Here is a 17040-nt window from a genome sequence, read left to right as displayed (position 1 = left end):
CACGATCGCTTTCAAGCAATCGTGGCCTCATTGCATTTCGGCTTCTGTTTCGAAGCCGCAGGCAACCTAGATGCTGCTGGTTGCGATGTCTGCGCCGAGACGCGGCAGGCGGTCGAACCAAGGGTTTTCGCCCGGGGTGCCGACGTTGACGATCAGGAACGAGTGGTGGGCCTTGCCAGCGTTTACCACGGTGTCCACACCGGCCGGGTTGAAGCCGCCCATCGGGCCGGCGTGCAGGCCTGCAGCGCGAACAGCCATGATGAAGTACCCGGCCTGCATCCAGGCGTTGTTCTTGGCGATTTCGGCTCGCATGACTGCGTCCTCATCGAACATGGCCTTGCGCTCCGGCGCGTGCGGGAAGAACTCCGAGAACTTTTCGTGCCAGTCGGCGTCGTAGCTGAGGACGGCAAGCGCGGGGGCGGACAGCGACTTGGCGCGGTTGCCTTCCATCATGTGCGCCACGACAGCCTCGCGGGCTTCCTGGCTCTTGACCCAGGTGATGCGCAGCGGCTGGTTGTTCATCATGGTCGGGCCCATCTTGGTGAGCTCGTAGATGGTCTCCAGCGCTTCATCGGAAACTGCTTCGTCGGAGAAGGTGTTTGCCGTGCGACCCTCGAGGAAAAGCTTGTCGGCGGTTTCGCTGTCAATCGCCAGGTTCGAGTAAATGGATTCGGTGGTTTCCAGGCTCACGGAAAATCTCCTTGTGATTCGTTTGGGGTTGTCCTTAGTTGAACCTGTACAACCGCCCGAATCATTCCCGATCACTCGTGTGATGCCGATCACCGCGGCCCACCTGGGAGCCCGCCCGTTAAAGTCATCAGCACGCCTGACGACGCCGTGGGCTGCTGCACTTGGGGTTGCAGCAACCCGGGGAATCATTCGCAAAAGTACTGCTTGGGGGAAAGTACTTTTGCGTATCCCTGGGGTGCGAACCAGCTTGGGGGAATGGTTCGCAGTATGGCGTCGTCTGGCGTGCTGGATAAAAAGTCTTTGGAACGCCACTCGCAAAACGTTCTTCAGACTTCCTGTGACCAACCGTTCCGTCGATCTACAAATAACTTTATAGACGTCGCCGAGGTTGCACATTGGACTTTTGACTATAGTTACTGAGGTTGCCTCAGTTATTTATAGTGCCCTCGGTCACTTCGCCGAGTCGCGCTCGCTCTGTATCGATAATGGATGCCGGCAACTCAGCCCGAACAACCCAGTCGCCATGGTGCCATCGAGCGGATAGTGTTCCGCCAAACGCGGCCATGCGGTCGATCATTCCAGCGATTCCAGAGCTGTGCTCGCTCCGCACAAAACCCCGGATGTCGAGGTCCTTCGGCAGCTTATTGGCCACTTCCAGCCACACTCGATCCCCGACAACAACCGCTTCAATTCGGCATGGGGCATCATGATCCGCATGCTTGACGATATTCGTCGTCGATTCCTGCAGAACCCGATAGAGCGCAGCCTGCGCCGACTGCGGCAAGCCTGACAATCGTGGATCCACTGCGGTCTTGGTTGGATGCCCGAGGTCAACGAGACGTTCCGCAAAGACTTCGACACCGATGAGTATTTCCAGGCTGCTCGCAGCGTTTCCGGCAGCGTCCACGAGAGAGCCTTCAACGCGCGTTGCAGAACCGTCTGTGCGCAGGACATTGAGCATGACGCGCAAGTCCTGCAGCGCTTCCTTCGAGGTCGCACCAATTACCTTGAGCGCTGCCTGAGCGACAGCCGGGTCCCCCGAAAATTCGGCAGCCTTGGCCTGCATGGAAATCACCGTAATATCGTGGGCGACAATGTCATGAAGGTCGCGCGCGATGGCTTTTCGTTCGGCCTCAACGGCCTCTTGCTGTTTGCGTCGAAGTTCAGCAATGCGGTTTCTGTCCGTTTCGCGTTGTTCCTGCACCCTTTTGGCGAACAAAGCAATCGAATACGCCAGCGCCAGAAGTGGGACCAGAAGGATCAGGAATCCCACGTCATAGGAACGAACAATGACGATCGAGATAACCCAGAGCAGCGTCACGCCAAAATACCTCAGCGAAAATTTGCGTGACTGGGTAAGAGCCACCAACGCGATGAGGAGCGGAACCACCAAGAGTGAAAAAAGATACGCTCCAAAGACAACGCTGAGGCCCATGGCAATGACTGAGACTATGACCGCGTAGGAAGTTCTTACCCAAAGCAGCCCCAGAGAAAGCACAAAGAACGCACTGACTAATGTTGTTGTGGCTGCCGTGTGAAACTTGTCAGGTGTCGAGGCACCTAAAAGGGTGACAATGTCAGTTCCCAACAAAAAAGCCGCAAGAGCACAAGAAATTAAGAGAATCTTTCGGCCCAGAAGGGAAGGCGCTTGCGCACTATCATCGCTCACGGGCAAAGAAAAAGGTCGTTTCACGACCCTATTGTCGCCGAAATCGGGGCCCACTGTTCGTGGGCCCCGATTTCGAAGGAAACTTTTTAGCGGCACAGTGCGCCGAGATTACGGCAAACCCAATCGTTGAATGCCTCGGACGCACCGTAGGTAACAACGGTCGTTCCGGAACCGCCTTGTGAAATCGGAGCGGAAACCACCAGGCGCGAATCTTGTACCGAGGCAGCTTGCGCGGGAATGGCTGCCGAGAACAACAAGGCAGCGGACATGGATACAGAAGCGAGTATGCGAGTTTTGCGAGTCATAGGCCCCATTCTCCCAGCAAACCATCCGATGTCCATAGGTACTTTTGTACACATTTTAAACTCGCAACGTGCCTTGATAACCGATGTTTCGAAACCTCACTACACTCAAGAATGTGACGGATATACAAGTTCTAGTTGTCGACAACGAACCATTGATGCGGCAGGCCATCCGGATCATTCTCGACGCAGCTCCAGGATTCCATTGGATGGGTGAAGCCACCAATGGAATTGAAGCCGTAAACTTCTGTGCCGGAAATACGCCAGATGTCATTCTCATGGATATGCAAATGCCGCGAATGAACGGTGTGGAAGCAACGGAAATAATCACCACGAATTACCCTGGCATCGGCGTACTGGCGATTACCGCTTTTTCCTCCGAGGAATACCTTGTCCCTGCCCTGCGAGCCGGCGCCGCCGGCTACATGGTCAAGGATTCAGAACCCGCCGAACTTCTTGCCGCCGTCAAGGCCGTATTTGATGGCAGCGCAGCCATTTCTCCGTCGGTCTCGCATGACCTCATCAAGGCAATCCGCGAAGCGCATGAGGTAAAGCCATCCACACCGGGAGGAATGGCTCCCATCGCATTGTCCGAACGCGAGCTGGAGGTCCTCCGCCTGCTTGCTCGCGGAAGAAACAATCCGGAAATCGCGGCAGAACTTCATGTTGCCGAAACCACGGTCAAGGCACATCTCAGTCGAATCATGGCTAAATTCGGGGTACGCGACCGAGTACAGACGCTGATTCGGGCAACTCAATTCGGCCTGGTTGAACTGAGCATGGACTAGGTACCAGGAGTCCCCGTTCCAATCGGCGTGGACTTTGGAGCGTAAGGGCCCCATCGTGCTCGAAAACGCTTTCTCTACTCTAACGGCTTCAAGTTGAGGCTGGGGCAAACAAATCAGTCACCGGGCTCTTCGCCATTGCATCAACCATCAGAGCGGGCTTTCTGGATATCCCGACGGGTCGCGAACGGACATCGGCGCGGAAGTATCCGTAAAGCTTCTCTCCTTCTTGATCCTTTTTGCCAACATTCCCTCGCCCTCGATGTGCCCACATTTTCGGGCACTGACGCCCCTGCCGCGACACGGCCACTCCCCTTGGCTTCGCCAGCGCCGGCAGACTTGGCTCCCGATCGACACGTGGCCAAACCTTACTTTGAAACCCCTGGCGGAGTACCTTCAAACCAAATCATTCTGCCAAACATATTGATTAGCCATTTTGCAAATTTGGTGGGCTAAACCACTTTACTTGGAGGTCGCCCCCTCGAATCGTTTAGGCTCAGCAAATGACAACGGAACAGAAAACGGAAAGTTCATCGCCCCGCGTCCACCGGTGGGTATTTTGGCCCGCCGCCCTGATCATTATCGTTTTTGTCGCATTCGCCATGATCGTGCCGGATACCGCGGAGGCACTTTTCGCCTCGATTCAGTCGAAGATCATTGGATACTTCAATTGGTATTACGTACTCATTGCCACGTTCTTTGTTGGATTCAGCCTCTGGTTGGGCTTCGGTAAGTTCGGTGACATCAAGCTCGGCAAGGACGAGGACGAACCCGAGTTTTCACTGGGGTCGTGGTTTGCCCTGCTCTTCGCCGCAGGCATGGGCATCGGGCTGGTTTTCTACGGCGTAAGTGAGCCGCTAAGCCACTTCGCGTCACCGAAACCAGGCGTTACCGGGACCCCCGCGGAGCTTGCCCAGCAAGCGCAAGCACAGACCTTCCTCCACTGGGGAGTCCATGCATGGTCGATCTACGTGGTGATCGGGTTGGCCTTGGCCTACGCCATCCACCGCAGAGGCCGCCCGATCTCCATTCGGTGGACCCTCGAACCACTTTTGGGCCGCAAGGTCCATGGCGGACTCGGCAATGCCATCGACGTCATCGCGCTCGTTGGCACCATTTTCGGCGTTGCCACATCGCTTGGCTTTGGCGTCTTGCAGATCAGCGCCGGGCTCCAAAGCGCCGGGCTGATTCAGGAATCGACGCTGCTCGACCTCGTGATCATCGCTGTAGTCACCGCCATGGTGCTTTTTTCCGTGCTCTCCGGCGTCGGCAAGGGCATGAAGTGGCTCTCGAACACCAACCTCATCCTGGCCGGGGTTTTCGTCTTGTTCATACTTGTTGTCGGACCGAGCCAGTTCCTGTTGCGCAACATCGTCCAGTCCACCGGCAATTACCTGCAGAACTTCTTCGCCATGTCGTTCAATGTCAGTGCCTTCACCGGTGAGGCGGGCGAGGCCTGGCAAGGCACCTGGACGACCTTCTACTGGGGTTGGTGGATGTCGTGGGCACCATTCGTGGGCATCTTCATCGCGCGTATTTCGCGTGGACGCACCGTCCGCCAGTTCGTTGCCGGCGTCATCTTGGTCCCAACGGCGGTCACGGTCCTGTGGTTCTCCGTTCTGGGAGGAACCGCCATCTACGGCCAGCTGCAGGGCACCGGAAACCTCATCGGGCCGGATGGGACGGTCGATACCGCGGGCGCGCTCTTTGGCATGCTTGACCAGCTGCCTGCAGGCGCGGTGCTGACCGTCGGGGCAATCATCATGATCGTGATCTTCTTTGTCACCTCGGCGGACTCCGGCGCACTGGTCATGGGCATGATCGCCACCGGTGGCGAAGTCGAGCCCAAGAACTGGATCCGGATCTTCTTCACGCTCACCACGTCCCTGCTGGCGGCATCGCTCCTGCTGTCCGGCGGACTGGAGGCATTGAAGACCGCGGCGATCATCATCGCGTTGCCCTTCAGCGTCGTCCTGGTCCTGATTTGTTGGGCCACATACCGAGCGTTCTCCCGCGAGGTTCGCGTCTACGAAAAGGCGCGGAGAATGGCGTTCGTCGATCACATCGGCGACTTCTACGGGCTAGAGGTTGAAGCGGCAAACCAGGAATCGCAATTGCTGGATCTGCGGAAGTTCACCGCCAGATTGCGGCGGGCGGTTCCCTCGGCCCAGCGGCAACACGGGCCGATGAGCCGCGTGAAGAGCGCTCCCCCAGCCGAATCGCCGGTGGACGAAACCAAACGCGAGTAGAACGTCTGCCTCCCCGAGCGCGGAATCACGGGTTGAGGGTCGCCATCGCCCGATGACGCCCCTCAACCCGCGGAACGGGCTACTTCTTCAGGCTCACCTGGTCCACAGTCCAGAAGGCGCTGTTGGTACCGGTGTAGCGGAAGGAGAGCTTGGCTTTCTTGGCCTTCTTGGGAACCTCGATGCCGATGCTCTCGACGCCGTTGAAGTTCTTCTCGTAGGACTTCACCAGGACGGGCTCCCCGCCGTCGAAGCTGACAAACACCTCGCCGCTCTGCGGTCCATCGATCCGGTAGTTCGAGGCGAAGCTCAGCGTTGCAGTCTTGCCGCCACGCACCTTGTAGCTCGGGCTAATCAACGTCGAATCGAACTGTCCGGCTGCATGTGCTTTGTCGTCCCATTCATCGGAATCGGCCACGGCAAAGACATTGCGGTTGTGCACGCTGGTTTCCCGGCCCTGGTTCAGGTCGACGTTGGTCCAGAACTCGTCGGTGGCGAACGACCAGCCCTGCCATTCGGTCACGCCACCGGCAGGCATGGCCGAATTGTCGATCGACCAGCCGTTCGGTGCCGTCGTGGTCCACCCCGTGGTCGTCGGGCCCGGCTTCGTTTCATCGACGCCGGTCTTGAGATGCGGGCGCAACGAATCGAAGTCGTCGGCCTTGATGGTTCCGACTGCCTGGCCGTCCAGCTGCCATTCGTCTTCGATGCGAACGCCCTGGTGCTTCAAGACCGTGGGGGCGATATCGGAGATCTTGACGTCGTGGCGCACGGAGCCGGCCTCGATGCCCTTGCCCTGGGCGATCACGAAGGTCGCGCGTTCGCCGGTGCTGCTGCCGCCATGACCACCACCGGGAGTGTGGCCGTGATCGGCGGTGATGACAACCAGCCAGTCCTCGCTCTTCTTGGCCTTGCGCTCATCGACTGCCGCAAGGATCTGCCCGATCTGCGCATCGGCCGTCGTGTGGGCCTTGGCGTACGCTGCCGAGGAGCTTCCGCTGCTGTGGCCGGCACCGTCGATCTCGTCGAGGTGCACGAAGGTGCTGTCCGGGTTGCCGTTCTTCAGGTAGTCAACGGTCTTGGCGGTGGTGCCCGCATCGTTCCCGCCGGCAATACGCAGGTCGGTCTTCTCCCCGAAGACCTTCTGCGGGATCGGGGACCAGGTGCCGACCACCAGGGTCGAGCTCTGGGCGCGCGCAGTTTCCAGGCGGGTGAGGTAGTCCGGGTACTGAGCGTAGTTCGGGTTGGAGAACGAGTTGTCCGGGACCTTGTGCTTGTCCGGCCAGACACCCGTGGCAATCGTCGACCAGCCGGCACCGGAGACCGTGGGGGCCATCGGGTTGGCGTACAGGTTCGACTTCGCAAGCATGCCGTTCTTGACCAATGCGGCCAGGTTCGGGGTGTTCGCCTCGTTGATCTGCGCCGCCGCGGCGCCGTCCAGACCGATGACGAGCGTCTTTTTCTTGCTTACGCCAGATGGAAGTCCTTTGTAATTCTCCGTGGATTTCTTGGCTTCAACGGGAGCCTGGGGTGCGGTTGGCATGGCCATGGCGGCGGTGGGAGCAACTACGGCCAGTGCCAGCACGGTTGCTGCAACAGAGGTACGGATTCGTGGCGAAGAATGCACGGTATTTTCCTTGGGTGATCAGAAAGGAGCGGTCATTTTCGGGTTTTCCCGAACGAACGCGACCATCTTCTCTGCCCATTCGGGCACGGTTCAATGCCAACATGCGCTTGTTCAGACAACGTTCACACTTGACCGTGATCCGACCGCTTTGGCCATCGGAAATACATGAAAAGTTTGGCTGATTTGGTCGGGAGCACCCCTTGGGCTTGTGTATATTCGCCGGAATTACCGAGTCGATCTACGACTTTGTGAAACCGGGCCGCTGTATAGACAGCCGCACGAATCTGTAGCAAATGCCAACGGCAAACATGATCAGGCCGCCGACAACGGCGGCGGCGGGAAGCGTGGTCACCAGCACGGCGCAACCGATGGCGCCGGCAATACCCAGCCACCGCGGGCTCTGTCTTTCGCTCGCCGGTTGCCTGACGGCCGAAAGGTTTGCAATCAGGTAGTAGACCAAGACCCCGAAGGATGAGAAACCGATCGCCGTGGTCAAATCCGAAAACACGACGAGCACCACGACTGCCGCGCCCACCGTCAGTTCGGCTCGGTGCGGCGTCGAAAAACGCGGATGGACGGCGGCCAGCGCATGCGGCAGGTCGTGTTCCCGAGCCATGGCCATGGCCGTCCGCCCGATACCGGCAACGAGTGCGAGCAAAGCCCCCAGTGAAGCCAGTGCCGCCGCAATCTGCACCAGCGGCAACGCCCACGACTGGCCCAACGCCGCGGCAAGTGGTTTGTTGGTCGCAGCGATTCCCCCGGCACCCAGGCTATGCAGCAGCACCAGCGCCACAACGGCATAGACAACCACAACAATCCCGAGGCTCAACCCGATGGCTCGGGGTATTGTCTTGGCGGGGTTCTGCACTTCTTCGCCCAGGGTCGCAATACGTGCATATCCCGCGAAGGCAAAGAAGAGCAGCCCGGCACCCTGGAGGATCCCTGACAAACCCGGATTCCCGCCCGCGACGGCCGTCGAACCCTCTTGGGTGCCGCCGAGGATCGCGATCACGACAATCGCCAGGAGTGCGAGCACCGTCATCACGATCAGTCTTGCGGCTGCCGCCGTTCGGGTGACCCCCAGGTAGTTGACCCCGACAAGCAGCGCAACGGCCGCCACGGCGACTGGTTTGACCCAGGATTCGGGCACCGCATAGGTGGCAAAGGTCAGCGCCATGGCGGCCGCCGAGGCCGTCTTGCCCACCACGAACCCCCAGCCCGCGATGAATCCGGGCCACGGGCCCAGCACTTCCCGGCCATAGGCGTAGGTTCCCCCGGAGGTGGGGTAGCGCGCCGCCAATTGGGCGCTGGAACGGGCATTCGCGTACGCCAGTGCCGCCGCCAAGAGCAGTGACACCAACAGGGCGGACCCTGCCGAGGCGGCCGCCGGCGTGAATGCGGAAAACAGCCCGGCGCCGATCATGGATCCCAGACCGATCATGACGGCGTCCTGTGTGCCCAGCCGTCGCTGCAGCCCGGAACTCACTTTTTCTCCACCCAATTCAGCATCAACAATCATTACCACTGAAAGGTTAACGGCCGGTGGATTCCGCCGCTACGGCGCCGCCGCATCAACGGCAATCAGCATTCGACGGTTCCTAGACGAGCATCGGGTTGCCCAAGGACGGAACCAGCGACTCGACGGCCGCTGCCACCCGGAAGGCCATTGCTTCGGCAAACGGATGCCCGACAACCTGCACCCCCGTGGGCACCCCGTCGGCGGACAAGCCGCTGGGAACCGAAAGCACCGGGCAGCGGTTGGCCACGTTGAAGGGGCTGGTCATGTGCGCCTCCCAGTAGTGGCCCAAATGGCGTCCGGCGGCGTCGATCCCGTTGAGATAATCCCCGTCAGCGGCCAGCGACGACACGGCCGAGGTTGGGCAAAGCAGAGCGTCGATCCCCGTCATGGCCGCAGCCAGTTCGGCCTGCAGCGCTGCATCCAGGCCCAGGGAATCCACCAGTGTGTTCCGCTTGGCGGCGGCCGCGGCATCCGCCATGAAACGCGTGGTGTAGGCAGCCAGCCGGCCCTCGGTTCCGGCGGTCTCCACGGCCATGGCCGGTCCCAGGATATGCCCGAAGTGGGCAAAGGTGGTTTCCGTGATCCGCTCAGTGGTCCATGGCAGGTCCACGGGGACGACGGTCGCGCCGGCCGCTTCCAGCGAGCGGGCCACCGCCAGGGTGTTCTCGCGGATCTCGGGGGCCACCGGGTAATCGCCGAGGGTGAGCGAAAGCCCGATGCGCAACCCCTCGACGGATCCGCCTGCCAGCGGGTTGCTCCCGTTTTCACCCCACGAGCCGTGGTCCACTGCGTGGCGGCCGGACATGACCGAGGCCAGCAGTGCCGTGTCGGCAACGGTTCTGCCCATCGGGCCGTCCCCGCGGTACCAGTCCGCGGCAAGCGCCGAGAATCCGGGAATCCTGCCGTAGGGCGCCTTGTAGCCCACGGTTCCGGTGAACCCCGCGGGGATGCGCGTGGATCCGGCGATGTCGGAGGCGGTGGCCAGGGTGGCGAAGCCGGCGGCCAGCGCGGCGCCGGACCCGCCGGAGGATCCGCCCGGGGACGCCTGAAGGTTCCACGGGTTTCGGGTGGTCCCCCACATGGGCGAGTGCGTGGTGGTTGCGCAGCTGAATTCGGGGCTGGTGGTGCGGGCGTGGATGATCCCGCCCGCCAGCTTCAGCCTTTCCACCACCGGGTGGTCGGCCGCCGCGATGCGGCCACGGTGGGCTGCCAGCCCCTGTTCGAGCGTCAGCCCGGCAATTCCGTGCTTTTCCTTGGTGGCCACGGTGAGTCCCAGCAGCGCGGGAACCGGACCTCCGTCCCTGGCCAGGCGCACGTATTCGTCGGCGGCTACGGCCGCCCTCTGGCGGGCCGTGTCGAAGAGCGTCTCGGTGAAGGCATTGATCCCGGTGTCCCTGTCCCCGTTGTGGGCCTCGATGCGTTCGATCTGCGCTTCCAGGATCTCCACCGGAGAAAACTCCAGGGCGCGGAATCCCGCCAGTGCCTCGGTTGCGGACAGGTGGGCCAGCGAGTCCACGGCCGTGCTTGCGCCCGGGTTCATGCCGCGCCTGCCTTTGCGGGTTCCTGCCCGTTGGAAGGCGCCCCGGCCAAGGCCCCGTTGACCATTTCCCAGGCGACCTCGCCTAGCGCCCGCACGCCTGCCACCATGTCGGCGTCGGTCGTGAATTCTCGTTCGCAGTGGCTGACCCCGTCCACCGAGGGGATGAACATCATGACCGTGGGCACGATCCGGTTCATCGCCACCGAGTCGTGTCCCGCCATGGTGCGGATCCTGCGCACGCCCAGGCCAAGGTTCGCCGCGACCTTCTCCGTCAGCGCCAGCCCCTCTTCCGGGTAGTACTGGATCCCGCGGACGTCGAAGTCGTTGACGTTGATGCGGATGTCGTGGTCCTTGGCGATCTGCGCGATGTCGGCCAGCAGCGAAGCCCTCGCCTCGGCGACGATCTCCGGCGACGCCGAGCGGAGGTCTGCCACCAGGTGGACGCGGCGCGCCACCACGATCGGCGAGTTCGGTTCCAGGGTCAGCCGGCCCACCGAGGAGACCAGGGCCTCGTCGGCAAATTTCGCCGTGACGTCGTGGACCAGGAGCACCACCTTTGAGGCCGCCACCAGGGCGTCGTGGCGGTCGGCCATGGCCGTGGCCCCGGTGTGGGACTGCTCCCCCAGCACTTCGATGTCCAGCTTCTGGGTGTACCAGGAATAGTCCACGGCACCGAGCGTGATGCCCTCGCGTTCCAGGATCCGGCCCTGCTCGATGTGGATCTCGGCGTAGCCCGCCAGCTCCGGGCGCTCGTCGCTGCCCAGGTAGCCGATCGCTTCCAGCGCCTCGGCGACGGTGGTGCCTGCCAGGTCCTTGACCGCGAGCATCTTGTCCTGCTCCATGAGCCCGGCAAAGACCGAGGAACCCATGATGGAGGGGGCGAAGCGCCCGCCTTCCTCGTTGAACCAGTTCACCACCGCCAGGTTGAACTCCGGGACGGCGCCCTCGGCAGCCACGCGCTCGGCCACGCGCTCGGCGGCGTGCAGCCCCGCCAGCACGCCGTAGGCCCCGTCGAAGCGCCCGCCGAGCGGCTGGGAGTCCAGGTGGGAGCCGAGCAGGATGTACGGGGCGCCGGGAACCAGGTCGATCAACGCGAACATGTTCCCGATCCCGTCGACGCGCACCTCCCAGCCGCGTTCCCTGGCGAATCCGGCGAACCAGTCGCGGCTGAGCTTGTCCTCGGGTGTCGCGGCCTGGCGCTCGACGCCGTTGTTGTCCGTGGCCCCGAAGGTGGCTACGTGGTGGAAGTCGGTGAGGAAAGTCTTGTCGCTCATGGCGGTGGTGCTCCTAGCGGTGGTTCAGGGATTCGTGCGGGTGGTGCGTGTTTGGCTAGCCGACGCGGCGGCGGGTTTCCGGGACCTTGGTGAGGGTCAGCAGCAGGAAAACGATCACGGCGGCCGCCGCCATGTAGTAGCCGGGGGCCGCGCTCAGGCCCGTTTGCGACACCAGGAAGGTGCCGATGAACGGGGCCGATCCGCCGAAGATCGCATAGGCGACGTTGTAGCTGATCGCGGCGGAGGTGAATCGTGTGCGGGTGGTGAAGATTTCCACGAAGAACGTGTACGCGCCGCCGCCGTAGATGCACATCGGGATGACAAAGAGCAGCTGGCCGGCGATCGCCAGCGGCAGCGAACCGCTGGTGACAAGCATGAAGCAGGGGATGGCCATCAGCGCCAGGGCCGCGGAGCCGGCGACGAGCATCGGCTTGCGCCCGAACTTGTCGCCGATCATCCCGCCGATGGGCAGCAGCAAGGCGTAGAGGAGCATGGCCGCGGCGTTGGCCAGCAGCGAGTGCTCGCGGCTGAGCTTGCCGGTGGTCTGGACGTAGGAGACGAAGTATCCGGAGAGGAAGTAGAAGCCCATGGCGGTCAGCCCCATCACGAAGATGACCTGCAGCATGCGGACCTTGTTCTCGGCGAACGCTTCGCGGAGCGGGCTGTATTCCTTGGTTTGCTCCTTGGCCAGAACCGCCTTGAAGGCGTCCGACTCCTCGGTCTTGGCGCGGATCCAGAGCCCGAAGAGGGCCATGGGCAGCGCGATGAGGAACGGGATGCGCCAGCCCCAGGACATGAATGCCTCGGAGGACATGGAGCTCGAGAGCGCCAGGATCAGCGCACCGCCGAAGACCGAGGGCAGCGCCGTTGCCGCCAGGGTGATGTTCAGCCAGAAACCGCGCTTGTTGATGGGTGCATGTTCAAATACGAACGCAGGGGCGCCGACCGATTCCCCGCCTGCGGAGAATCCCTGGATCATGCGGCAGAGCACCAGCATCACCGGTGCCATCGCGCCGATGGTCGCGTGGGTGGGCAGCAACCCGATCGTCGCGGTGGCTGCACCGATGGAAAGCAGTGTGATGAACAAGACCTTGCGGCGCCCGATCTTGTCGCCCAAGGCGCCGAAGAACAATCCACCCAGCGGGCGGACCAGGAAGGCCACGCCGAAGGTGGCGAACGTGGCCAGCAGGCCTGCCAGGGGGCTGGTGCCCGGGAAGAATAGTTGGGACAGAACGACCGCGGAAAGCCCGTAAAGGGTGAAGTCGTAGAATTCGATGAACTGGCCGATGCTGCCACCGGCCAGAACCCGCTTCTGCATGCCCGAGGCGGGCTTGTGGCCTTCAATCGTCGTTGGTTGCGCGCCTTGCTGTTCGGTCTTGGTTTGCATCGTCGCTCCTGAATCTGCGGTACCGGAGGGGGGTCTCCGGTGCGATCTCTAAGGTTCCTGCATCCATCCTCGTGACCGCAGTCACATTGTTCCAACGGAGAATTTCGGTTACCCCGATCGACAAAATCGATCGAAGATCAACGCACCACCCGGCACGGGTCAGCCTCCGTGCCCGTAGAGCTTCTCGCAGATTTGTTCAAAGGCCAGCGACTTCTTCGTGGGCTTGGCCCCCACGGGACGAACCAGCGAGACCTCGATCGGCGGAAGGTCTTCGATAATGCGCAACGGCACCACGGAACCCCCGGCATACGTGGAATCGTGGAGCAGGCGCTGGTTCAGCAGAGAAAACCCCTGTCCGCGGGCCACATACGAACGGACCGTCTCGTAGCCAGACACCTTGTGCCTGACCGCAGGGCTGATGCCGACGCGTTTGAACATGTCGAGGTAGTATTCCCGCGTGTGCATCATGTTCAGCAGGATGAACGGCTCGCTGGCAAAGTCCAACAGGCTGACCGGTTCTCCGGGCGTGGCCGCACGCGGGTGCTCCGCCGACACCAACACATGCGGAGGGACCCGTTCCAGAACGCGGCGATCGAACTCGGGCCCCACCCCAAGGTCGTACATCAGCGCCAGTTCGCAGACGCCGTCCAGCAATGCCTGGCGAAGCGATTCCTGGTCACCCTCGTGGAAGCTGACTTTCACATTCGGGTAGGCAGCCTCGAATGCCTGCAGGATCACGGGGGCTTTGAATGGAGCCAGGGGCAAGTAGATGCCCACCACAAGCTCGCCGGCCAGGGCTTCCCCCTCGTCCCGCACCGACTGGTAGAGCAGTTCGGCGTCCTCGAGGAACGCCTGAGAGCCAAGAAGCAATCGTTTGCCGGCCGGCGTCAGCCGCAACCCCTTGCTGGAGAGGCGGGTGAAGAGCGAGGCCCCCAATTCCTGCTCAAGGCGGCTCAGCGCCGAAGAGAGGGTGGACTGGGTGACATTGAGCTCGGCGGCGGCCGCAGTCATGTTCTCCAGCTTGGCCACGGCCCCGAAATATCTCAGCTGCACCAGCGTGAACGATTTGGTCATGAGTGAATTATTGCGTGTCCCGCGCCACACCCCGGCGTTCCAAGTCTTCGGGACATCGGCTTCGGCACAGCAGCCGATGTGCCGGGCCGGCGATGGCCCCGGTTCCCGGGTCGCAGCAGGAGGCCGGTTCGCACCCCGACCGAAGGATTCTTGGCACCCCGCGGGCCGGAATCGGGACCGCCAGGCCTTAGATCCCGGCATGGATCCGCCCCCAGCCATTGATGCGCCGAGGACGAAACGCCAAGACACGCCATCGGCAGGTCCGTCCAAAAGCGTGAAAATCCACTGCACCCTGTTCCATCTGCAACCTCGTGCCAGTACGCTCTAGGCAACACCGGCCGGGCTTCAATGACGGGCTGGCCCGCTACGTTCAACCCGTGGAATGCCAATGTCGGACAAAGATCCCGAATCCGCAAAAAACCAATCAGCCCGAGATCATTTGTCGAGTGGGCACCTATCCGATGCCGTCATCTCAATCGATGACATCCGCATCAGACGCGAGCTACCCCGGGTTCTCGGTGCATTTGAGAAATGGTGCGCACAGGAGAATCTGGAAATCCAGAAAGATCTGCTCAGGTCATCAATAACGAATTTTCTTCGGCGGTACGCAGCCGTCAACGGCGACCGAAAACTCACAGCCCTGAACCTGTACCCATTTGCCACCGCGATCGACGACTTCATGTTCTCGAAGAAACCCGGTGATTTTCGGGACATGTCGAGGGTAGTCGGAGCCTATCTTCGTTTTCTCAGCGCCACGGGCGCGTGGAGCGGAACCAGCGAAGAGTTTCGCCGGACCAAGAGCTACTTCGACCGCCTCCTGATTCCCGACCCTGGCCCGCGCTATTCCGGCATCCCGGAACTCCAAGCCGCGCTGATCAAGATTCCCCGGCTCACCGACCACCAAGCCTTGTCAGAGATCGAAGAACTCAAGCTAACCTCGAGGATGCGGTCGTTCTTGATGTGGTTTGGCGACAAACGGGAGACAACCTCCACCAGGGTCTTGCACCGCAAATACATCCAGGAAGCCGCCGCGAGCCTGGAGGTCGTTGCCGTGGACGATGCCGTGACATCGTCCACCTGTCCACGCCCCCAAAACGGACCGGTCGTATTCAAGAATGCGAACCATGTTGCGCGGCTCAAACTGTATTGGGATGCACTGGTGGGTGCCGAGCTCATCCGCTTGACGCCGACGCGGGCCTATCCCACCGAACGCTGTGGAAGGTTCCTTGCGGGAAACCCTCTTGATGTCATCGCCGCCGTGCGGACCGTGGCGCGGCACATGTACCGGTCCGTGGCGGAGGAAACCCAAGACCGCGATACCACGATGGAGTTGGGCTACCTCACCCGCTACTTCCTGCTCGAGGCCGGCGTCGAACCCCTGAGTGTAGAGATACTCAGGCACCCGGTACGCGGTCTCGACGATGCGGATCCACGTGGAGATCCCCAGGTCATTGCCATGGCTTGGCGGCGGCTGGAGAGCCTCCGCGATGAAGGTCTGGTTGCCATCGGGAACAAGCTTTCGGTTCCACCCGTCTTGCTCAAGCCGCTGGTGCTCGAACTGGCCAAACCATCGGCCGTCGCATTCGAATTTGATGCTTCCGACGACACGGAAGACGACTACACCTGAATCCTCCGGCGGCTTTCCAACACGTGTTTGGGGATTCCCCCTGACAATGCCCCGGGGAAGACGCGTTGCGCAGCCGTTCCGTGCTCCGCGGTCCGTGGAATCCCCGGCGCGTTCGATTGGGTAGGGTCACGTCATCGGCGCAATGGAGACGATTTTCGGACAATGACGCCAACGGTGCCATAGGGTAGGGAACATGGTTCAGTGGATAGCCGATGTGCTCGGCCCCGGGTTCGAACAGCACACACTGCTTCTGCCCGGCGGCGACGAGGCGACCTTGGTTCGCTGCACCGATGCCCCGACGGCGCCGGTGCATCAATTCCAAAGCATCGATGTGCTTTACATCCATGGCTGGTCGGACTATTTCTTCCAACAAGACCTCGCCAAGTTTTGGACATCGCGCGGGGCCAGGTTCTTCGCACTCGACTTGCGGCGCTACGGGCGCAGCCTGCGTCCCGGGCAGATCCCCGGATTCATCACCGATCTCGCCGACTACGGGGAGGAAATCGATGCAGCATTGCACGTCATGGGCCAGGATGCCGGTGGTGGGGAAAACAACAGGGAGCTTGTCCTGCTGGGGCATTCAACCGGCGGACTGACCGCAAGCCTGTGGGCAGGCAATAATCCGGGACGCGTCAGCGCCTTGGTATTGAACAGCCCCTGGCTCGAGTTCCAGGCCAGTGGCATAGTCCGGTCAGCCGTTGCCCCGTGGCTGGCCGCCGGTTCCCGGATCAATCCCACGCGCCCCTTGCCGACCATCGATCCCGGGATCTACACCCGAGCCGTATCCACCGCCTTTGGCGGCGAGTGGGACTATGACTTGGCATGGCGTCCCGAACAGGGTTTCGCACTAACCCCTGGGTTCCTCAACGCGGTGTTCACCGCACAGGCCCGGGTGGCCCGCGGGCTGAACCTGGACTGCCCGGCCTTGGTGATGCTTTCGCAAAAGAGCTACCTCCAGCCGCGCTGGAGCGAGAACGCCAAAACCGCAGACGTGGCACTCAATGTCCAAGCGGTCGCGGCACGCGCCGTGGACCTTGGCCGGGAGGTTTGCATCCGCCGCATCGACGGGGCATTCCACGACATCTTCCTCTCCCCGAGGGGCATCCGCGACGTCGCCTACTCGACCATGGGCAGGTGGACGCAGGACACGCTGGATTCAACGCGCCGCGATTTGTGGAGCGATCTATCCGTCTCCCAGACAGCCGGGGGCTGACCCGGCAGGGTGGGGTTAACCCCACCCTGCCGGGTCGGGATGTCCCCTGCAGCAGGCGGCGGCATGCCGGGCAGACGCCGGTCCTCC

Annotated in this window: 13 protein-coding genes; 4 read left to right on the top strand and 9 right to left on the bottom strand. The window is 61.9% G+C overall.

Annotated features, from left to right (window positions below):
- Positions 1-66 precede the first annotated feature (66 nt).
- The 3 genes from ACFY5D_RS13700 to ACFY5D_RS13690 form a co-directional block, all read right to left on the bottom strand.
- Positions 67-690 carry a malonic semialdehyde reductase gene (locus tag ACFY5D_RS13700; RefSeq protein ID WP_387530629.1) on the bottom strand — a complete coding sequence of 208 codons (624 nt, stop codon included), beginning with the start codon at positions 688-690 and terminating at the stop codon, positions 67-69.
- Positions 691-1117: 427 nt separating this feature from the next.
- Entirely contained in the window at positions 1118-2359 is a 1242-nt protein-coding gene (locus tag ACFY5D_RS13695; protein ID WP_387530626.1) for a sensor histidine kinase, read from the bottom strand.
- A gap of 86 nt (positions 2360-2445) precedes the next feature.
- Positions 2446-2664, bottom strand: coding sequence for a hypothetical protein (locus tag ACFY5D_RS13690; RefSeq protein ID WP_387530623.1), 219 nt, complete (start codon positions 2662-2664; stop codon positions 2446-2448).
- 113 nt (positions 2665-2777) lie between these two features.
- Between ACFY5D_RS13690 and ACFY5D_RS13685 the strand changes: the two genes are divergently transcribed.
- Together ACFY5D_RS13685 and ACFY5D_RS13680 are read left to right on the top strand one after the other, a co-directional pair.
- Positions 2778-3449 carry a response regulator gene (locus ACFY5D_RS13685; protein ID WP_387530620.1) on the top strand — a complete coding sequence of 224 codons (672 nt, stop codon included), beginning with the start codon at positions 2778-2780 and terminating at the stop codon, positions 3447-3449.
- Between the two features lie 500 nt (positions 3450-3949).
- Entirely contained in the window at positions 3950-5695 is a 1746-nt protein-coding gene (locus ACFY5D_RS13680; protein WP_387530617.1) for a BCCT family transporter, read from the top strand.
- A 79-nt stretch (positions 5696-5774) separates the two neighbouring features.
- Here the strand turns inward: ACFY5D_RS13680 and ACFY5D_RS13675 are convergent, their stop codons facing one another.
- The 6 genes from ACFY5D_RS13675 to ACFY5D_RS13650 all read right to left on the bottom strand — a co-directional run bounded on the left by ACFY5D_RS13675 (position 5775) and on the right by ACFY5D_RS13650 (position 14113).
- Positions 5775-7319, bottom strand: a complete 1545-nt coding sequence (locus tag ACFY5D_RS13675) for an alkaline phosphatase family protein (protein ID WP_387530614.1) — start codon at positions 7317-7319, stop codon at positions 5775-5777.
- A 238-nt stretch (positions 7320-7557) separates the two neighbouring features.
- Positions 7558-8805, bottom strand: coding sequence for an APC family permease (locus ACFY5D_RS13670; protein ID WP_387530611.1), 1248 nt, complete (start codon positions 8803-8805; stop codon positions 7558-7560).
- 112 nt (positions 8806-8917) lie between these two features.
- Positions 8918-10378, bottom strand: coding sequence for an amidase (locus ACFY5D_RS13665; protein ID WP_387530608.1), 1461 nt, complete (start codon positions 10376-10378; stop codon positions 8918-8920).
- Positions 10375-11652 (bottom strand): M20 family metallo-hydrolase, encoded by a 1278-nt coding sequence (locus ACFY5D_RS13660; RefSeq protein ID WP_387530606.1) that lies wholly within the window; start codon positions 11650-11652, stop codon positions 10375-10377. Before ACFY5D_RS13660 ends, ACFY5D_RS13665 begins: the two co-directional genes overlap by 4 nt.
- A 55-nt stretch (positions 11653-11707) precedes the next feature.
- Positions 11708-13039, bottom strand: a complete 1332-nt coding sequence (locus ACFY5D_RS13655) for an MFS transporter (protein ID WP_387530604.1) — start codon at positions 13037-13039, stop codon at positions 11708-11710.
- Positions 13040-13198: 159 nt separating this feature from the next.
- Positions 13199-14113, bottom strand: a complete 915-nt coding sequence (locus ACFY5D_RS13650; protein ID WP_387530601.1) for a LysR family transcriptional regulator — start codon at positions 14111-14113, stop codon at positions 13199-13201.
- 388 nt (positions 14114-14501) lie between these two features.
- On the opposite strand from ACFY5D_RS13650, the gene ACFY5D_RS13645 reads away from it, so the two are divergent.
- Together ACFY5D_RS13645 and ACFY5D_RS13640 are read left to right on the top strand one after the other, a co-directional pair.
- Positions 14502-15740 carry a hypothetical protein gene (locus tag ACFY5D_RS13645; protein WP_387530599.1) on the top strand — a complete coding sequence of 413 codons (1239 nt, stop codon included), beginning with the start codon at positions 14502-14504 and terminating at the stop codon, positions 15738-15740.
- Positions 15741-15933: 193 nt separating this feature from the next.
- Entirely contained in the window at positions 15934-16953 is a 1020-nt protein-coding gene (locus ACFY5D_RS13640) for an alpha/beta hydrolase (RefSeq protein ID WP_387530596.1), read from the top strand.
- Positions 16954-17040 lie beyond the last annotated feature (87 nt).

This window comes from Paeniglutamicibacter sp. NPDC012692 (assembly GCF_042901625.1).
Classification (GTDB): Bacteria; Actinomycetota; Actinomycetes; order Actinomycetales; family Micrococcaceae; genus Paeniglutamicibacter.
Note: the sequence above shows the minus strand (reverse complement) of the source record. Positions and strands in the feature narration are given on the sequence as shown.